We start from the raw sequence: 16,332 nt of genomic DNA, 5'->3' as shown, positions 1-16,332 counted from the left end.
ATCAAAACTAATTGGCACGACCGTAACGCTCCTCAGCCTTCCAGAAGAAAATAAGTCCAAAGACAAGCGCGGCGATCGCCCACGCTCCGATTACCAACCATCCAAACGGATTATATTCAGCGTTATCCATAATCATGGCGCGAGCCAACTGAAGGGTTTGATAAAGCGGATGGTAGTCAAAGACTGTTACGAGCCAAGGCCAACTAGCGAGGATGCGGTCAACGCTAAACAATACGCCAGAAGTATAGAAAAGCATTCGAGTCACCAACGGCAAAATTTGGGTGAAGTCCCGTACATGGACCGTTATTCTTGCACAAATGAGTGCTACGCCCATATTGAATACAGTGAAGATGGCGATGATCGGAATAATGCCAAACCAAGTCCATTTAGGGACAGTGCCGAGTATGACTGAGTAGAGGAACATGACGATAAGCATCGGCATCAGAGTTAACAAATTCTGAGTTATCTGTGCGACAGGAAGGCTTAATCGTGGGAATGATAAAGATTGCACTAGCGCCTGGTTACCGGTAATCGATTTCGCGCCGCCATTCATTGAACTAGTGAAAAACTCGAATAAAAAGACACCAATCACCACGAAGACAGGGAAATCAGCGGTTTTCCTATCGCCCTGCAGGATACCGAAAATCACGCCGTACATGACGGCGTTGAGCGTCGGCTTAAGAATTACCCAAATCATTCCCAGCCGATTCTGCTGGTTCTGTTTTTGCACCCGAGCCTTAGCTAGCTCATATATGAATTCACGGCGTTCCCAGGTCTGCCTCAGATAGTTAGCCAACGATGGCCGCGCACCAACACGGTGCAAGCCATACTTGTCGGCCTCCTCTGCAACTGTCATGCCCAAAAGTCCTCATTTTCTTATGCAAACTACTGCTCGGTTCGTGAGCAAAGATGTTCAAAGTCTAGTAGATAGCTCGCGTGAACCCCGCACTTTAGGATACGCAACACACGAATTGTCATGTCAGTCACGTTGATCAGTTCGATTCTGGTGGGTTTTCAGCCAAGTACTCCCGCATGGAATCGGTACGAAGTGCTTCGCCAATTTGTTCGATGGCGGTAACACTGGCTAACTCAATCGACTGGCCATCGACGCTAGTTGCCGAGCCCGCAGTCGGCATCGTAAACATGGCCATGTTCTTTGTATCGACATTTTTCAACTGCAGACCAAGCCCAACAAGGGTGGCAGCATCAAAATTCTCGTCCAAAGTCAGGTATGGAGAAACCTTATCGACGATTTCGTATAACTTTGCAGGATTCGTGAGTGTTCCAGAAGACAACAATTGGTTAGCGGCTGCAGCAATGAATATTCGTTGATTCGCCACTCGTTGATAATCGCCGTTCGAGAAGGACTTTCGTTCTCTCACGAATCGAAGTGCGCGGTCGCCTTCCAACGTGATTTCACCAGTTGGGTAAAAATAGTCAGTGTCGTTCGCAGTAAATTCTATTTCGTTGTTGACCGTCACTCCCCCAAGAGCTGTTGACAGCTCCTTGAAACCTTCAAAGTCGATCATGGCAACATGATCAATCTTGGTTTCGAAGAGCCCCTCAACGGTTCTCAAAAGCAGTGGAACCCCGCCAAACGAAATGGCCGCGTTCAGTTTGTTTTGGCCGTACCCGGGGATGTCAACGTACATATCTCGAACCATTGACATCACGTAAATCTGGGAACGATCTTCGGGGATATGCACCAACATCATTGAATCGCTTCGCTGCGAAACCGGGCCCTGTAAGGCTGCCGAATTCTCCGTGTCATCATCAGCATGATCGACACCCAGCATCAAAACGTTCATGGACTTATCATCTGGATCTTTGACGGGTCGCGCTAGCTGTTCGGCTTTAGAGAATTCCAAAGCCACCGTATTAGTTTTCGTATTGAACTGGCGTTGCAGGTCAAACAAGATGTATCCAAGACCCAGCATGGCGACGAGCACGATGGGCATCACTAGGACTATGATGCCCTGTGTTCGTTTTTTCTTCTGTCGGATTGCTCGGTTCTTCGCACTACGTGTTAGGAGTAGCGAGTTCCCATCTTCTTGTGTTTTCAATCAATCTCCACCGGACCGTGATCCCCCAATGTCAACGCAGTATGGGGCGACTTTGCGCAATCAAAAAGACTACCCAAGATAATTGTGATTATCCTGAGTAGTCTTAGTCAGGTTCAAACGTCGAGATCCTGCACGAAGGATTTCAGCCACGTCTTCAATCCCGGTCCAAGATCCTCATTTTCAACAGCTAGGCTGATATTCGCTTGGAGATAGCTCAGTTTGTCCCCAGTGTCGTAGCGACGGCCTCTAAAGACAACAGCATGCACTCCTGAACCTTCGCCTTCGGAAGTTGCAAGCTCTTCTAGGGCATCGGTTAATTGGATCTCGTTTCCGCGTCCAGGAGCAGTGTGCTCCAGAATCTGGAATACCCGAGGATGCAACAAATACCGTCCAATTACTGCGAGGTTACTGGGGGCTTCTTCAACACTTGGTTTTTCTACAAGTCCTCGTACGCAAACGAAATCTTCGTCTTCGACAGGAGCTACATCAGCACAGCCATAGGAACTTATTTGATCCGGTTCGACTTCCATCAGAGCGATGACTGACCCGCCGGTCTTTTCTTGTACCGCGATCATCGTGCTCAGTAGGTCATCGTTCTCATGGATTAAGTCATCGCCGAGCAGCACGGCGAAGGGCTCATCGCCTACGTGCTGCTTCGCGCACAATACTGCGTGCCCCAATCCTCGCGGATCGCGCTGGCGGATGTAATGAATATCGCCTAGGGCGGTGGCTTCCTCCACCAACGAGAGCTTTTTCTGGTCATCTTTAGCCGCCAGAGAAGCTTCTAGAGAAGGAACACGATCAAAGTGGTCTTCTAGAGCACGTTTATTTCGCCCTGTGATCATCAGTACGTCGCTGAGACCAGCACGAGCCGCTTCAGCAACAACGTATTGGATCGCCGGCTTGTCAACGACAGGGAGCATTTCTTTGGGCATTGCTTTCGTCGCCGGCAAAAAACGAGTACCGAGCCCTGCGGCGGGAACTACGGCTTTGGTTATCGGACGCGATATAGACATGATTTTAGTTTTCCTACCTATTGTTCGGCTGATGCCCAACGTTGCTTCGAATGTGCTCAGTGCGTTGCTAGTCGTTTGATAACAGCCCGCGGGAAGTACTCATCAACGTCTCCACCAAGTGCCTGTACTTCCTTGAGCAACGAAGATGACAAATGAGTGTAGCGCGTATCGGCCTGAAGGAAAACAGTTTCAACACCAGTCAGATGCCGATTCATTGTGGCCATGGGAATCTCGTATGCGTAGTCAACCGTGCTGCGTAGTCCCTTGACAATTGCCTCGGCGCCCTGCTCCTTGCAGAAATCGGCCAGCAGGCCTTGGCCCATGGGCACAGCGGAAACCCCACGCAGTCCCCCGACAGTCTCCTCAACCATCGCTACGCGCTCATCTTCGCTGAAGCGGTACTTCTTGGAGTAATTAGTGGACACAGCGACGATCACCTCATCAAACAGGCTCGCTGCGCGCGCAATGATCTCGACGTGTCCGTTGTGAATTGGGTCAAAAGAACCCGGGCATACCGCTCTTCGCATGATCTGAATCTATCAAGAACTCTCGCCAATTCAGCGAACTCGTATGAATGTCTCGTAAAGATTCAATGACTTAATGCGTATGCTCCCCTATACACGGGACGATAATGGAAACATGAGCATTGAATTCACTCCATGGCAGCGGACCGCCCACGGTGCCAACCTACTAGATTCCACTGGCCGCCCGGGAGTGACCATCTTCGAAGAAATCACGGGACTGGCGAACCTTCATCAGGCAATTAACCTTGGGCAAGGATTCCCGGATTCCGAAGGCCCGGAAGAAATCAGGAAAATTGCTATCGATGCGATCCAGAATGGCGCTAACCAGTATGCGCCCGGGTCAGGGACTCCTTTGCTCCGCGAAGCCATCGTTGCCCACCAGGAGCGCTTCTATTCATTGAAGCTCGACCCCGAATCCGAGGTAGTTGTTTCGACCGGGGCTACCGAAGCTATCGCTGCTTCCTTGCTTGCTTTCCTGGAACCTGGCGATGAAGTTGTGACCTTTGAACCGTATTACGATTCCTATGCGGCCATGATCGGGTTGGCCAATGCAGTGCATAAGGTCGTTCAGCTCAAGGCTCCGAAATTCGAACCGGATATGGATGACCTCCGACGTGCGGTCACCGATAAGACCCGAGTAATCGTAGTGAACAATCCCCACAATCCAACGGGCACAGTACTAGATATTTCAGTACTCCAGGAAATCATTGCTCTGGCACATCAGCACAACTGCATCATCATCGCTGACGAGGTCTATGAACACCTCACTTTTGGCATACAGCATGTTCCGATCGCGAGCTTGCCAGGTGGATTCGAACGAACCATCACCATTTCTTCGGCAGGCAAGTCCTTCTCATTTACCGGCTGGAAAGTTGGATGGGCAACCGGACCCCGCGAGCTGATCACTGCCGTCCGTACGGTGAAACAGTTCCTTACCTATTCCTCGGGCCCTGCGTTCCAACCTGCTGTCGCACAAGCGTTGAATCTTCCTGATGCCTTTTTCGAACGCTTCGCTGCTGATTTAGGACAGCAGGGAGAAATTCTCGCATCAGGTCTGGAACAAGCTAGGATCCCGGTTATACGTCCAAAGGGAACCTACTTCTTGGTTGCTGACGTACGCAGCTTTGATCTGAACGACGCTGCTGAAGTAGCGCGCATGATGCCCGAGCGCGTAGGCGTCGCGGCGATTCCAATGTCTGCATTTGTCCATCCCGACAATCAGCAAGACTACCAAGGACTGTTGCGTTTCGCTTTCTGCAAAAAGCGTGAAGTCATTTCCGATGCCGTCGAGCGCTTGCAGCTGCTGCCAAAGGTGCTCTCCCGATGACGCGCAAGCCTGCTAAACGGTGGCTCGGTTTCATCCAGGAACACGCCACTATTTACGACGATTATTTAATCCCCGGGTCGAAAATACTAGCGATCGGTGATGCGCCTCAATCCCATGTGAATCTTGCCCATCCGGAAGAAGTGTTCTACGAGTATCTCGCACGCATAGCTAATCATTTGGAGGTCTTGCGCCCAGAAAAGCACCCATTGAGGATGCTTCATCTAGGTGCAGGTGCATTGACCTTGGCCCGTTGGGCGAGTGTGGTTTACCCATCGAGTACCCACATGGCTGTAGACATCGAGCGCGAACTTCTTGATTTCGTTCTCACGCATCTTCCGTTGCCGGACGGCTGCCACTTGTCACCGATCGTCGCCGATGCGCGGAGTGTACTTGCCGAACAACTAGCCGGTGAGAAGTTTGACATCATCGTCTTGGATATTTTCTCTGGCCCGGAAGCACCAGAACACCTGACTACAGCGGACTATTACGCGGAACTCAAGAACTCTTTGGCCAATGACGGATTGCTCTTCGTGAATATCGGCGATGATCCGCCCTTGAATTTCACTTGCACCCAAGTCGAGGCGGCAAACTCCAGCTTTGAGTTTGTGATGTTGAGTTCAAGTCCGGAAATGTTTACCAAGCGCTTCCCCGGGAACTTGATTCTCACAGCGTCGCGCCAACACTTCACCGAAGACCAAATACTCCAGTGCCAGGAAGCGGGACCGTACCCGTCAGAAGTTCGCCACTCAATGGATCTAGATGGGTTCTGCAAACCATAGCTGCGTTTCGCCGTATTTCTTGTCGGCAAACTTCTCCATGGTGCTTGGCCATGTAGGTTCCGGTGAGCGTCCGGAACGCTCCACAATGACTGTGGCATCCTCAGCCAGGATTCTGGATATTTTCTCGAGGGTGACAGCCAGTTCTTCTTCAGTCAGCGGGTAGGGGGGATCCAGCAAGACTATGTCAAAGGTCTTGCTGGGCACGCCCGAAATTGCGTTGTAATAGCCGTCTAGGACGCTATCAACGGTTCCCCGCTGTACCGTCACCGTATTGGCCTTCAACACCTTGTTCACCAGTGACGCGTTTTGCTGGCAAACAGAAACCGCTTTAGGGGCTTTTTCTACCAGAACAACCTGCCGCGCACCGCGACTGGCCGTCTCGATTCCCAGCGAACCCGAACCTGCGAAGAGATCCAGCACTCGGGCACCGGCAAGAATATCCCAGCTATCCAAGCGGGAGAAGAGAGCCTCCTTGACACGATCCGTTGTCGGGCGCGTTGCATCACCTGGTACAGACTTCAGTGGATGCCCGCCTGCAGCTCCAGCGATAATACGGCTCATTGCCTAGCAATACCTTCAATCAGTTCTTATTCAAAAATTCTTTAGTGGACTCATCAAGCCAATTCCCGGCTGCGCTCAGAAGCCCCGGGTAGTTGCTTCCCCAGTTGGCATCGGCAAGAAGCCTGCCCACATCGGTTCTCGCGTGCTCAATGAGCGAGCGATCCTTGATGATGCTCAGTTCTCGCAACGTCGACCGGCTGCCTGATTGCTGAACACCCAAGATATTTCCTTCTTTGCGTTCAGCCAAGTCTGCCTCGGCTAGGTCAAAACCGTCGATAGTTGACTCGATGGTCTTCAAGCGTCCAACCGACGGATGGTCCGCGTCCAGCCATGTCGTCATGAGGCACGTACCAGGCAGTCCGCCACGGCCTACTCGACCGCGCAGCTGATGGAGCTGCGAGATGCCGAAGCGCTCAGCATCCATGATCACCATCAATGTCGCATTATGGACGTCAACGCCAACCTCAATGACTGTCGTGGAAATCAGCACGTCAATTTCACCACGGGCAAAGGAATCCATGGTTGCCTGCTTGTCTGCCACATCTAATTGCGAGTGCAACGTCTCGGTGCGTATCCCAGCGAATTCAGGCATCCCACCAAGCATTTCTTGCATGGATTCTACGCTCATGGGCTGACCGGACGATTCTTCATAGGACGCCAGCAGAACGCCTTGTTCCGCCGCTGTGTCCGAAATTCTTGGGCACACCACATATGCTTGGTGGCCCTTCTCCACTTCTTCAACAATTCTGGTGAATAGCCTGTCGCGGAAACCGGTCAGCTGCATTGGCACGATATGCGTGTGGATCGGGGCGCGGCCGGCGGGCAAGCGTTTAATTGTGGAGGTGTCCAAATCACCAAAGACGGTCATGGCGACGGTTCTCGGTATCGGAGTAGCAGTCATGACCAGGGTATGAGGAACCGAGTCGACTGCTTTAGACCTCAAGGCGTCGCGCTGCTCGACACCAAATCGATGTTGTTCGTCCACGACGACGAGGCCGAGATCTGCGAACTGCACATGGTCGCTCAAGAGGGCATGCGTACCAATAATCAGTCCAGTCTCACCGCTGGCAATACCCAGCAATGCTTCACGGCGATGGGCACTTTTTGCCGCCCCGGTTAGAAGCGCGACGCCTGTTCCTTCGCCTTCGCCGAAAAGCCCAGGTTCGGCGAGCTTGCCAAGCATCTTCTTGATCGAAGCGTAGTGCTGTGCGGCCAGGACTTCTGTTGGCGCTAGGAGTGCAGCTTGTCCTCCGGCATCAATCACCTGCAAGATGGCTCGTAGCGCGACAACGGTCTTGCCGGAGCCGACTTCGCCCTGCAGCAAGCGATGCATTGGATGCGACTGGTCCAGGTCCTTGGAAATTTGTTCTCCGACGACAAGCTGGTCTTCGGTCAAGCTGAACGGCAGCTGGGCATCGAATTTGTCAGCTAGGCGGCCCGGCACCGGTGGGCGTGCAATTGCTTTCTGCGCGCCCAGCTGGCGCCCGCGTTCGCCTAACGCCAACTGCAGCATAAATGCTTCTTCAAAGGCAAAGCGCTGTCGAGCGACGTAGGCGTGCTTGATTTCCTTGGGGAAATGGCGATCCAAGAACGCTTGATGGCGTTGTGGATAATGATGCGTGCGAAGAAGTTCCCCTGGAAGAAACTCAGGAAGCTTCTGATCTGTGAAGTGCTCCAGCAACAGCCCCATCAGATCACGGATGCGCTTGTTGGGCATCTTTGCCGAAGCAGGATAGATCGGAATTGGACGCGGATCTGCCTGGGATGCCTCATCCAGGATTGCGTATTCAGGCTGGCTCAACTGCAGGTGGTCCTGGTACCAACCGACCTTGCCGCTGAACATCGCGATAGTTCCAATGTGCAGATCTGTCCGTGCTTGATAGCCATTGAAGAAGGTCATCTTCAGCTCTTGGCCGCCTGCGCTAAGCTCATCGCTGACGGTCACTTCGAAAATGAAACCGCGCCGCGAGTGCATCTGCCGCTGGCTGACGTTGACAACCTGGGCGACAACTGTAACGTGCTCATCGAAGGGAAGCTCTGAAATTGGGGTGAGCTCGCCTACTTCAACATATCGACGCGGAAAATGCCATAAGAACTCCCCCACCGTCGTATAGCCGAATGCCTTTTCCAGCGCGGTGGAGTTCTTTTTTCCCAGAAATGCTGAGAGCTCTGCACTCTCAAACGAAGTAAGCGTTGTTTCAGCCATCGTGGGTGCACAGGTCAGTGACGCTGATATTCACCGGGTCACCGTGTTTTCTTATGAGTTCCAGTGCCGGTTCGGCATCAGGAACGTGGACGTGAACGCGCCACCTGTAGGTGTCTTCCTGCAGCTGATTCACGGGCGACATGATTACTGAATTGCCCATTGAGTCCAGTTGCCCGCGCAGAGTAGCGGCACCCAACGCGTCCAAGGAAACAGTGCACATTACCTCAACACCTGACTCTGTTTCTTCAGTCAGGTGAATGTGCGGGTCTTGTGAACGGTAACCGTGGAAGTCGTCGTAGGAATCGAATTCGGTGGATTCGCTCCGAATCGCGGCGCATAGCTCGTCAATTATGATGAGCATCCCTACAGCTCCTGCGTCGACAACGCCAGCTTTAACGAGACTCGGAAGTTCAGCTTCGGTGCCCCTGACTGCGAGTTGAGCTGCTTGACTCATTTGCGTGAGAACTGCATCAAGTGCTGCACGACTATCCGGATCCGTCTTCAAGTGCGCAAGTGTTGAGCCTGCGGCCAAAGATATTGCATTGATCACGGACAGCATGGTGCCTTCGACAGGTTCGCTCAGCGCTGACCAAGACCGCACTTTAGCTCGTTCAAGCCCGAGCGCAAGCAAGGGCGCAGTTAGACGTTCGTGTCCGCTCCAAGGCTCGCTCAGGCCGCTCAAGAAGACTGCTAGCAATGTGCCTGAGTTGCCGCGCGCAGATTCCATGGAAGCCCGCGCGGCAACTTCAAGAAACCCACCAATATCGTCGCTTTCCAGTTTGCTGATAGCGTCATGCCCCGCTCTCGCGGTCAGATACAGGTTGCTACCGGTATCGCCGTCTGCCACTGGGAACACATTGATTGCATTCAACCTGTCAGAGTGGTTCCCGAGACTCTTGACGCTTCGAGCGAGCCATTCTCGGATGGCACGCACGGAGGTATCGAGTTTGTGGGGCGTCATGGAAAGTCGTTCCTTAGGTGGTCTTACTGCGACAAGTCAGTTGATGCTACGAATTCATCAACCGTGTCATTCTGCAATGCTTCGCCAAACTTGGCAATCGTATCCATGTCAGGAACGACAATTGATTGCCCGTCGGCTGAACGCCCAGGACCATTGTTTGGCAGGGTGAAGAACTCCATATCACTGGAACGGATGCTAATCATCGAAGACGCCAACGATGCGATTTTTCCTGCGTCCAGGGATTCGTCGACTGCTACGTATGGTGCGATTTCCTCAACGACAGACTGGATCTTCGTGGGGCTGGTCAGAGTTTCCTTGGATAGGATTTGGCCAATCAAAGCCTTGACGAAGAGCTGCTGGTTCTTGACACGGCGGTAATCGCTACCGCCTGGACCCGTAAACGCCTTGCGCTCACGAACAAAAGCAAGTGCTTCGTCTCCATCGAGCGTCTGCACACCCTCTGGGAAGAAGTAGCCCTTGACATGTACCGGGCTGAAAGCGATCGGGTTGTCGACGGTTACGCCGCCGACGGCATTAGTCAGGCCCTTGAAGCCTTCGAAGTCAATCGATGCCACATGGTTGATCCGGATGCCGAAGAGTCCTTCGAGAGTTTCGACAGCTTTGGGAACACCGCCGCTGGCGAATGCGCGGTTAATCTTCGCGGTGCCGACGCCGGGAATGTCCAGCCAAGTATCACGCATGATCGACGTGACGAAGACGTTCTTCCTGTCCGAAGGAATGTGCACCAGCATCATGGTGTCGGATCGTCCGCCACCCGGTAGCGTGGCGAACTCATCATCCTGTGCATCGTCACTACGCACGGCACGGGTATCAGTACCCAGCAGGAGTACGTTAACTGCGTCCTTAGACTCCTCTTTCACCTCCGGTCGCGTCTCTTCCGCAGGGAAAGCGTTGGTGATTTTGGTGCTGTTGTCATTGAACGTTCTGCCGAGGTTCCATGCGTAACCACCAGCGACAAGTCCAGCGATAACCACCAGGGCAAGGACACTCAGGATAATAGCTCGACCCGTGCGTTTCTTTTTCTGGCGTGGTCTCACCGAATGCTCTTCAAAGGACATATGCTACCTTTCACAGTTTCAACTGACTACATCTTATCTTTCAGATTGCCGATGTAGGCTTATAACGTGTTTAAAATCAGTGTCTCCGCACGACTGTCACCAAAACTTAACCGAATATTGGGTCGTGGTTCAGTAGTCGCCGGAATCGGGCTCATTTCCATAACTGGCCTCGCCGGTTGCGCATCAGTAGCTTCCGTGGATGCTGCCCCAGACGCAGCCAACCCGCTGTGCGCAGAAATGATGGTTGTCCTGCCCGAAGCCATCGATGATGCGGAACGCCGTACCACGACGTCCCAATCAACAGCAGCCTGGGGCGACCCGTCCAAAGTTGTCCTGCGCTGCGGTGTAGAAGTCCCCGGGCCGACCACAGATCCTTGCGTATCGGTGAATGATGTTGATTGGGTGGCTCATGAGGACGAAGCAACGAGCATATGGACCTTGACCACATATGGCCGGACCCCGGCAACCGAAGTTATCCTCGACCCTAACGTCATCCCGTCGAGCACAGTCTTGGCGACACTTTCAGATGCTGCACAGAAAATCCCAGCTTCCAAGAAGTGCGTCAGCGTTGACAAGTCAGTGAACTTGTAACCAACCCTTCGACAAAAGCTTTGGGGTGTGTTGAATTTTCAACACACCCCTAAGTTTCACCAACGTTCCTTGCCCTAGCGCAAACCGATGTTCCGCTCGGTCGCCAGGGCAATCAGCTCATCAATAAGTTCACGGTATTCAATTCCCGTCGTGGCCCACATTTGCGGATACATGCTGGACGGCGTAAAGCCGGGCATGGTGTTGATTTCATTGATGATCCAGTCGCCTTCGGGAGTGTAGAAGAAATCAACTCGGGATAGGCCTTCTGCGTCGATGGCGTCAAAGGCCTTGACTGCCAGCTCGCGAATTTCGAGCGTGGCTTCGTCGCTCAAGTTTGCTGGGCAGCTGAGCTCAGCTGCGGCTCCATCAACGTACTTGGCTTCGAAATCATAGAAGGTGTGCTGGTTGTCCGCCACCGCAATTTCTCCTGGCAATGAAGCGCGCGATGGTCCGCTGCCGCGGCCTTCAAGAACGCCGCATTCGATTTCCCGCCCGACGATCCCCTGCTCGATGATCACCTTTGGATCTTCGGCCCGGGCGATTTCAATAGCAGCACGCAGCTCGGACGGATCATCAACCTTCGTGATGCCTACCGAAGACCCTGCGCGGGCCGGCTTGACGAACAACGGGTACTGCAAGTTTTCGCAACGCTTCATGGCAGCTTCGCTATCACGCAGCCACTGCTTGTTGGTGATGACTTCGTAAGGGCCTACATTGAAGCCGGCCCCTTCAAAAACGACCTTCATATAGTGCTTATCCATGCCCATCGCACTGGCTGCGATACCCGAGCCTACATAGGACACGCCGGCCATTTCAAGCATGCCCTGGATTGACCCGTCTTCACCGAATGGACCATGAAGCAACGGGAAGACTACGTCAATCTCGCCCAGGTCCGCCACAGCGGAATCCGAGTAGGACAGCAATGATGTCTTCTGCGCATCGGTAGACAGGTGCACCGGATGATCCACCGAGGAAATCTCCGGCAGCTTGCCGGTGTTCAGAGCCCAGCCTTCCGGATCTTCATCCAGCAGGGTCCAGCCTCCGTCGCGGGTGATACCCACCGGAACGATTTCAAAGCGTTCACGGTCGATGGCGTGCATGACGCCGGCAGCGGTCACGCAGGAAACGGAGTGCTCTGAGGAACGGCCGCCGAAGAGCAAGAGGACGCGTAGCTTGCGTTCAGTCATTAGTGGCGTTCTCCTTCGGATTTCAATTCACGCGACAACAGGCGTGCGGCCATGTTCTCAACGCTTAAGGTGCCTTCCAGGACCATCACCACTGCTTCGGTAATCGGCATTTCCACGTTATGGGCTCGGGAAAGGTCGAATACGGCACGTGCTGATTTGATGCCTTCCGCGGTCTGCGACATGCGGTCATTGACCTCTTCCAGGAAGAGCCCCTGGCCGAGCAGTCGTCCGGCGGTGTTGTTGCGCGAGAGCGAGGAAGAACAGGTAGCGACAAGGTCGCCCAGACCAGAAAGGCCCGCCAAGGTATCCAAGCGGCCGCCAAGGGCGAGGACCAAGCGAGTGGTCTCGGCCAGACCGCGAGTGATCACTGTGGACTTGGTGTTATCGCCCATCCCCATGCCGTCGCACATGCCCACGGCAAGCGCGATGATGTTCTTGACGATACCGCCAAGCTCCACGCCCAGTACATCATCATTCGTGTAGGGACGGAAGTACGGAGCGGAGCACAGTTCAGCGATCCACTGCGCGATATCGGAATCTGTGCAGGCAACAACAGAGGCGGTGGGCTGCTCGCGCGCAATCTCCATGGCCAGGTTCGGCCCGGACAGCACGGCAATCTGCTTGGCTGGCAGCCCGGTCACTTCCGCGATCACTTGGCTCATGCGCAGGTCGGTTCCGCGTTCAAGGCCCTTCATCAGGGAAAGCAGCACGGCGCCTGGTTCAAAGAATTCCTTGAATTTCCCCAATTCCTGGCGCAAGGACTGCGACGGAATTGCCAAGACCACAAAGTCGGCGCCGGTTAGCACGGTCTGCGGATCCGATGATGCCGTGACGTTGGCGGGAAGCTTGGTTTCGCGCAGGTAGCGTGAATTGGTATGGCGTTCGTTGATTTCATTGGCTGCGTCTTCGCGACGTGCCCAAATCTGAACCGCGATTCCCTTGTCTGCAACTGAATCGGCAAGCACCTTGGCGAAGGTGGTCCCCCAGCTGCCAGCGCCCATGACGGCGATTTTGCGTGGTAGCGGCTTAGTCAAAGTCAGTCCTCTGGAAGGTGATGATGAAAGTAATTAGTTTTCCGGGGTATCGAAATTGCGTCCAGTCTTCGACTGTCCATGCTTGCTGGGATCCCAACGCACAGCCGGTGCTTCTTCTTGGCGCAGCTCCGCGGTCAGTGCAGTGATCCCGTCCATGATGCGATCTGTGGCTTCCTGCAGCACTGCACGAGTGCGCGGGCCTCCACGCAGATCGTCGAGATCCACCGGCTGCCCGACGGACACGGTGACGTGCTTCCGCGGGAACAGGTACATCTTCTTGGAATAGCGAGGCAGCATTTCCTGGTCGCCCCAGTGAGCCATCGGCACCACTGGTGCACCGGTTTGCAAGGCCAACCGTGCGGCGCCAGTCCGTCCAACCATTGGCCACAAATTGGGGTCGCGGGTCAGTGTGCCCTCCGGGTAAATGACAATGACACCGCCGGCATCGAGCACTTTCTTGGCCGCGGCCAACGATTCGCCGGCGTTGGATGCGCTGCGTGAGACCGGTACCTGGCCGGTCTCGCGCAGCAACCAGCCAAGCACTGGAATCTTGAACAAGGACTCCTTGGCCAGCCAGCGTGGCAGCCGGCCATTGCTGTAGATAGCGTGGCCGACAACCAGCGGATCAATTTCGGTGAGGTGATTGGGGCAGAGGATGTACCCGCCCTGCGGAAGCGTCTCGAAACCCTTCCACGTCTTGCCAATCAAAGCGTTCATGGAAGTACGGACAACGCCCGCCAATACTGAGAAAACCCGCTTGGTCCTCGCAGATTCACCAGGGGCCAGAATCTTTACCACGAATCTGATCCCCTTTAGTTGCTCAGCTCGACGTTTGCGCCCAGGGCCTGCAGCTTCTCCATGAAGTGCTCGTAGCCGCGGTTGATGATCTCGATTCCGGTGACCTTGCTGGTGCCTTCGGCAGCCAGTGCGGCAATCAGGTGGGAGAAACCACCACGAAGATCCGGAACATCGATGTCGGCACCGGTGAGCTTGGCGGGGCCCACCACAACAGCTGAATGCTTGAAGTTGCGCTGCCCGAAACGGCAAGGGGTGGATCCGAGGCAGTCGGTGTGCACCTGGACAGTGGAGCCCATTCGGACCAGTGCATCGGTGAATCCGAAGCGATTCTCATACACGGTTTCGTGAATGACCGAGACGCCCTTGGCCTGGGTCAAGGCAACCACCAGCGGCTGCTGCCAGTCGGTCATGAAGCCCGGGTGCACATCGGTTTCGAGGATCAGCGGATTAAGATCTCCACCTGGGTGGTAGAAGCGGATGCCATCGCTCTTGACTTCGAATTCGCCGCCAATCTGGCGGTAGACATGCAGGAAAGCAGTCAAGTCACGCTGGGTGGCGTCCTGGACGAAGATATCGCCCTTGGTGACCAGAGCGGCAGAGGCCCAAGATGCGGCTTCATTGCGGTCTGGCAGAGCCGAGTGGTCGAAGCCCGAAAGCTTCTCAACACCCTGGATACGGATCACGCGGTCGCGGTGCACCGAGATGATGGCGCCCATCTTCTGCAGCAGCGAGATGAGGTCCAGGATTTCCGGCTCAATGGCCGCATTGCTGACTTCGGTGACACCCTTGGCGCGGACGGCCGAGAGCAGCACCTGCTCGGTGGTGCCAACGCTTGGGTACTGCAGTTCGAGTTTGGCTCCGGTCAGCCCGTTTGGGGCAGAAATGCGGATGCCATCGGCTGCCTTGTCCACGATGGCGCCAAAGTCGCGCAATACTTCCAGGTGGAAATCGATCGGGCGGTCGCCGATGCGGCAGCCACCCAGGTCCGGGATGAAGGCTTCGCCCAGCGAATGGATCAGTGGTCCACAGAAAAGAATAGGGATACGCGAGTCGCCGGCGTGGGCATCGATGGCCTGGTTCGAGGCGGTCTTGACCTGGGTAGGGTCCATGGTGAGATCGCCGGTCTCGGGATCCTGGTCCACCTTGACGCCGTGGATTTCAAGCAGGCTGCGGACAACAGCTACGTCCTTGATCTCCGGTACGTTGCGCAATACCGAAGGGCTGTCGCCCAGCAGAGCCGCGACCATGGCTTTTGGCACTAGGTTCTTCGCTCCGCCGACTCGTACGGTGCCCTTTAGCGGAACACCACCATGGATCGTCAGGATCTTACCCATGTATGAATTACCTCATCGCGTAGTCGTTATCGCCCGCCGAAGCATCAAGGCTTTCGAACTGGCAGGACTAAGTAAGCATACCGCCTCTATACCTGCCAGTATGCCCAGATCATCTCGTGGCGCACACATTGTGAGCATGCTTTCAGACAGAGCCATGATGCCCTGCAGAAAAATATTGCGTTGGGAACGCAATGATCCGCTCACCCCTAACAACGCCAGGGATGAGCGGACCATTCCATTTACCTTGAACTCGGTGCTAGCCCGCAGTACGTGCGGGCAAAGTTCTCGGCTTGTGCGCAGGGCGCTTGGCCTCGTATGCGGTGATATCTTCTTCGTGCTGCAGGGTCAGGCCGATGTCATCCAGGCCTTCCATCAAGCGCCAGCGGGTGTAGTCGTCAATCTGGAACGGGGCCGAGATGGAACCGCAGTGAACCGTACGCGATTCAAGGTCCACGGTCACCGTGGTGCCTGGATTGTTTTCCAGTTCCTTCCAGATCAGTTCGATGTCACTCTGGGCTACTTCGGCGGCGACCAGTCCCTGCTTGCCCGAGTTGCCACGGAAGATATCGGCAAAACGGGAGGAGATCACGGCCTTGAATCCATAATCCTTCAACGCCCAGACAGCGTGCTCACGCGAAGAGCCGGTGCCGAAGTCGGGGCCCGCCACCAGTACGGAGCCGGTGTTGAATGGTTCCTGATTGAGGATGAAGTTCTCATCCCGTCGCCACCCCGCAAACAACGCGTCCTCAAAACCGGTGCGGGTGATGCGCTTGAGGTATACGGCAGGAATGATCTGGTCCGTATCCACATTGCTCTGCCGCAGTGGAACACCAATGCCGGTGTGGCTGACAATCTTTTCCATGACGGTGATC

At 54.7% G+C, this 16,332-nt stretch carries 16 protein-coding genes; 3 read left to right on the top strand and 13 right to left on the bottom strand.

What is annotated here, in order from left to right:
- Positions 1 to 7: 7 nt before the first annotated feature.
- The 4 genes from ACR9WD_RS07250 to coaD all read right to left on the bottom strand — a co-directional run bounded on the left by ACR9WD_RS07250 (position 8) and on the right by coaD (position 3,606).
- Entirely contained in the window at positions 8 to 856 is an 849-nt protein-coding gene (locus ACR9WD_RS07250; RefSeq protein WP_434923073.1) for an ABC transporter permease, read from the bottom strand.
- A gap of 136 nt (positions 857 to 992) precedes the next feature.
- Positions 993 to 2,063, bottom strand: a complete 1,071-nt coding sequence (locus tag ACR9WD_RS07245) for an LCP family protein (RefSeq protein ID WP_434923072.1) — start codon at positions 2,061 to 2,063, stop codon at positions 993 to 995.
- A 113-nt stretch (positions 2,064 to 2,176) separates the two neighbouring features.
- A complete protein-coding gene (gene galU, locus ACR9WD_RS07240) occupies positions 2,177 to 3,079 on the bottom strand; it encodes a UTP--glucose-1-phosphate uridylyltransferase GalU (protein WP_038991437.1) in 903 nt (300 codons plus the stop codon).
- 56 nt (positions 3,080 to 3,135) lie between these two features.
- Positions 3,136 to 3,606, bottom strand: coding sequence for a pantetheine-phosphate adenylyltransferase (gene coaD / locus ACR9WD_RS07235; protein WP_038991436.1), 471 nt, complete (start codon positions 3,604 to 3,606; stop codon positions 3,136 to 3,138).
- Positions 3,607 to 3,718: 112 nt separating this feature from the next.
- Between coaD and ACR9WD_RS07230 the strand changes: the two genes are divergently transcribed.
- Both ACR9WD_RS07230 and ACR9WD_RS07225 read left to right on the top strand, forming a co-directional pair.
- Entirely contained in the window at positions 3,719 to 4,930 is a 1,212-nt protein-coding gene (locus tag ACR9WD_RS07230; RefSeq protein WP_434923071.1) for an aminotransferase class I/II-fold pyridoxal phosphate-dependent enzyme, read from the top strand.
- Entirely contained in the window at positions 4,927 to 5,709 is a 783-nt protein-coding gene (locus ACR9WD_RS07225; RefSeq protein WP_434923070.1) for a spermidine synthase, read from the top strand. The genes ACR9WD_RS07230 and ACR9WD_RS07225 overlap by 4 nt, the downstream gene beginning before the upstream one ends.
- On the opposite strand, the gene rsmD is transcribed toward ACR9WD_RS07225, so the two are convergent.
- Genes rsmD through ACR9WD_RS07205 form a run of 4 tightly spaced genes read right to left on the bottom strand, consistent with a single transcriptional unit; the run spans position 5,686 to position 10,516 of the window.
- Entirely contained in the window at positions 5,686 to 6,270 is a 585-nt protein-coding gene (gene rsmD / locus ACR9WD_RS07220) for a 16S rRNA (guanine(966)-N(2))-methyltransferase RsmD (protein ID WP_434923069.1), read from the bottom strand. The two genes, ACR9WD_RS07225 and rsmD, sit on opposite strands and share 24 nt — an antisense overlap.
- Before the next feature lie 19 nt (positions 6,271 to 6,289).
- Entirely contained in the window at positions 6,290 to 8,476 is a 2,187-nt protein-coding gene (locus ACR9WD_RS07215; protein ID WP_434923068.1) for an ATP-dependent DNA helicase RecG, read from the bottom strand.
- On the bottom strand, positions 8,469 to 9,437 hold the full coding sequence (locus ACR9WD_RS07210; RefSeq protein WP_434923067.1) for a DAK2 domain-containing protein: 969 nt from the start codon (positions 9,435 to 9,437) through the stop codon (positions 8,469 to 8,471). The genes ACR9WD_RS07215 and ACR9WD_RS07210 overlap by 8 nt, the downstream gene beginning before the upstream one ends.
- 23 nt (positions 9,438 to 9,460) lie before the next feature.
- A complete protein-coding gene (locus ACR9WD_RS07205; protein ID WP_066137896.1) occupies positions 9,461 to 10,516 on the bottom strand; it encodes an LCP family protein in 1,056 nt (351 codons plus the stop codon).
- A gap of 114 nt (positions 10,517 to 10,630) precedes the next feature.
- Here ACR9WD_RS07205 and ACR9WD_RS07200 point away from each other — a divergent pair, with 114 nt between their 5' ends.
- Positions 10,631 to 11,107: a DUF3515 domain-containing protein gene (locus ACR9WD_RS07200; protein ID WP_434923197.1), complete on the top strand. Its 477-nt coding sequence runs from the start codon at positions 10,631 to 10,633 to the stop codon at positions 11,105 to 11,107.
- A 74-nt stretch (positions 11,108 to 11,181) separates the two neighbouring features.
- On the opposite strand, the gene ACR9WD_RS07195 is transcribed toward ACR9WD_RS07200, so the two are convergent.
- The 5 genes from ACR9WD_RS07195 to leuD form a co-directional block, all read right to left on the bottom strand.
- Entirely contained in the window at positions 11,182 to 12,294 is a 1,113-nt protein-coding gene (locus ACR9WD_RS07195) for a D-alanine--D-alanine ligase family protein (protein ID WP_434923066.1), read from the bottom strand.
- Complete coding sequence (locus ACR9WD_RS07190) at positions 12,294 to 13,295, bottom strand: NAD(P)H-dependent glycerol-3-phosphate dehydrogenase (protein ID WP_434923196.1); 1,002 nt, start codon at positions 13,293 to 13,295, stop codon at positions 12,294 to 12,296. The genes ACR9WD_RS07195 and ACR9WD_RS07190 overlap by 1 nt, the downstream gene beginning before the upstream one ends.
- Before the next feature lie 66 nt (positions 13,296 to 13,361).
- Positions 13,362 to 14,045, bottom strand: a complete 684-nt coding sequence (locus tag ACR9WD_RS07185; protein WP_434923065.1) for a lysophospholipid acyltransferase family protein — start codon at positions 14,043 to 14,045, stop codon at positions 13,362 to 13,364.
- 95 nt (positions 14,046 to 14,140) lie between these two features.
- Entirely contained in the window at positions 14,141 to 15,460 is a 1,320-nt protein-coding gene (gene murA, locus ACR9WD_RS07180; RefSeq protein ID WP_128470445.1) for a UDP-N-acetylglucosamine 1-carboxyvinyltransferase, read from the bottom strand.
- 256 nt (positions 15,461 to 15,716) lie between these two features.
- Entirely contained in the window at positions 15,717 to 16,322 is a 606-nt protein-coding gene (leuD, locus tag ACR9WD_RS07175) for a 3-isopropylmalate dehydratase small subunit (RefSeq protein ID WP_066137887.1), read from the bottom strand.
- Positions 16,323 to 16,332: the final 10 nt, after the last annotated feature.

This window comes from Glutamicibacter sp. PAEs-4 (genome assembly GCF_051161755.1).
In the GTDB taxonomy this organism is placed as follows: Bacteria; Actinomycetota; Actinomycetes; order Actinomycetales; family Micrococcaceae; genus Glutamicibacter; species Glutamicibacter nicotianae.
The sequence above is the reverse complement of the archived record's forward strand: the minus strand, read 5'-3'. Positions and strand labels throughout refer to the sequence as shown.

What these genes read in the sequence shown, in the direction of transcription:
- ACR9WD_RS07250 (WP_434923073.1), bottom strand. Translation starts at nt 856, where the DNA reads ATGACAGTTGCAGAGGAGGCCGACAAGTATGGCTTGCACCGTGTTGGT.
- galU (WP_038991437.1), bottom strand. Translation starts at nt 3,079, where the DNA reads ATGTCTATATCGCGTCCGATAACCAAAGCCGTAGTTCCCGCCGCAGGG.
- coaD (WP_038991436.1), bottom strand. Translation starts at nt 3,606, where the DNA reads ATGCGAAGAGCGGTATGCCCGGGTTCTTTTGACCCAATTCACAACGGA.
- ACR9WD_RS07230 (WP_434923071.1), top strand. Translation starts at nt 3,719, where the DNA reads ATGAGCATTGAATTCACTCCATGGCAGCGGACCGCCCACGGTGCCAAC.
- ACR9WD_RS07225 (WP_434923070.1), top strand. Translation starts at nt 4,927, where the DNA reads ATGACGCGCAAGCCTGCTAAACGGTGGCTCGGTTTCATCCAGGAACAC.
- rsmD (WP_434923069.1), bottom strand. Translation starts at nt 6,270, where the DNA reads ATGAGCCGTATTATCGCTGGAGCTGCAGGCGGGCATCCACTGAAGTCT.
- ACR9WD_RS07215 (WP_434923068.1), bottom strand. Translation starts at nt 8,476, where the DNA reads ATGGCTGAAACAACGCTTACTTCGTTTGAGAGTGCAGAGCTCTCAGCA.
- ACR9WD_RS07210 (WP_434923067.1), bottom strand. Translation starts at nt 9,437, where the DNA reads ATGACGCCCCACAAACTCGATACCTCCGTGCGTGCCATCCGAGAATGG.
- ACR9WD_RS07205 (WP_066137896.1), bottom strand. Translation starts at nt 10,516, where the DNA reads ATGTCCTTTGAAGAGCATTCGGTGAGACCACGCCAGAAAAAGAAACGC.
- ACR9WD_RS07195 (WP_434923066.1), bottom strand. Translation starts at nt 12,294, where the DNA reads ATGACTGAACGCAAGCTACGCGTCCTCTTGCTCTTCGGCGGCCGTTCC.
- ACR9WD_RS07190 (WP_434923196.1), bottom strand. Translation starts at nt 13,295, where the DNA reads ATGGGCGCTGGCAGCTGGGGGACCACCTTCGCCAAGGTGCTTGCCGAT.
- ACR9WD_RS07185 (WP_434923065.1), bottom strand. Translation starts at nt 14,045, where the DNA reads ATGAACGCTTTGATTGGCAAGACGTGGAAGGGTTTCGAGACGCTTCCG.
- murA (WP_128470445.1), bottom strand. Translation starts at nt 15,460, where the DNA reads ATGGGTAAGATCCTGACGATCCATGGTGGTGTTCCGCTAAAGGGCACC.
- leuD (WP_066137887.1), bottom strand. Translation starts at nt 16,322, where the DNA reads ATGGAAAAGATTGTCAGCCACACCGGCATTGGTGTTCCACTGCGGCAG.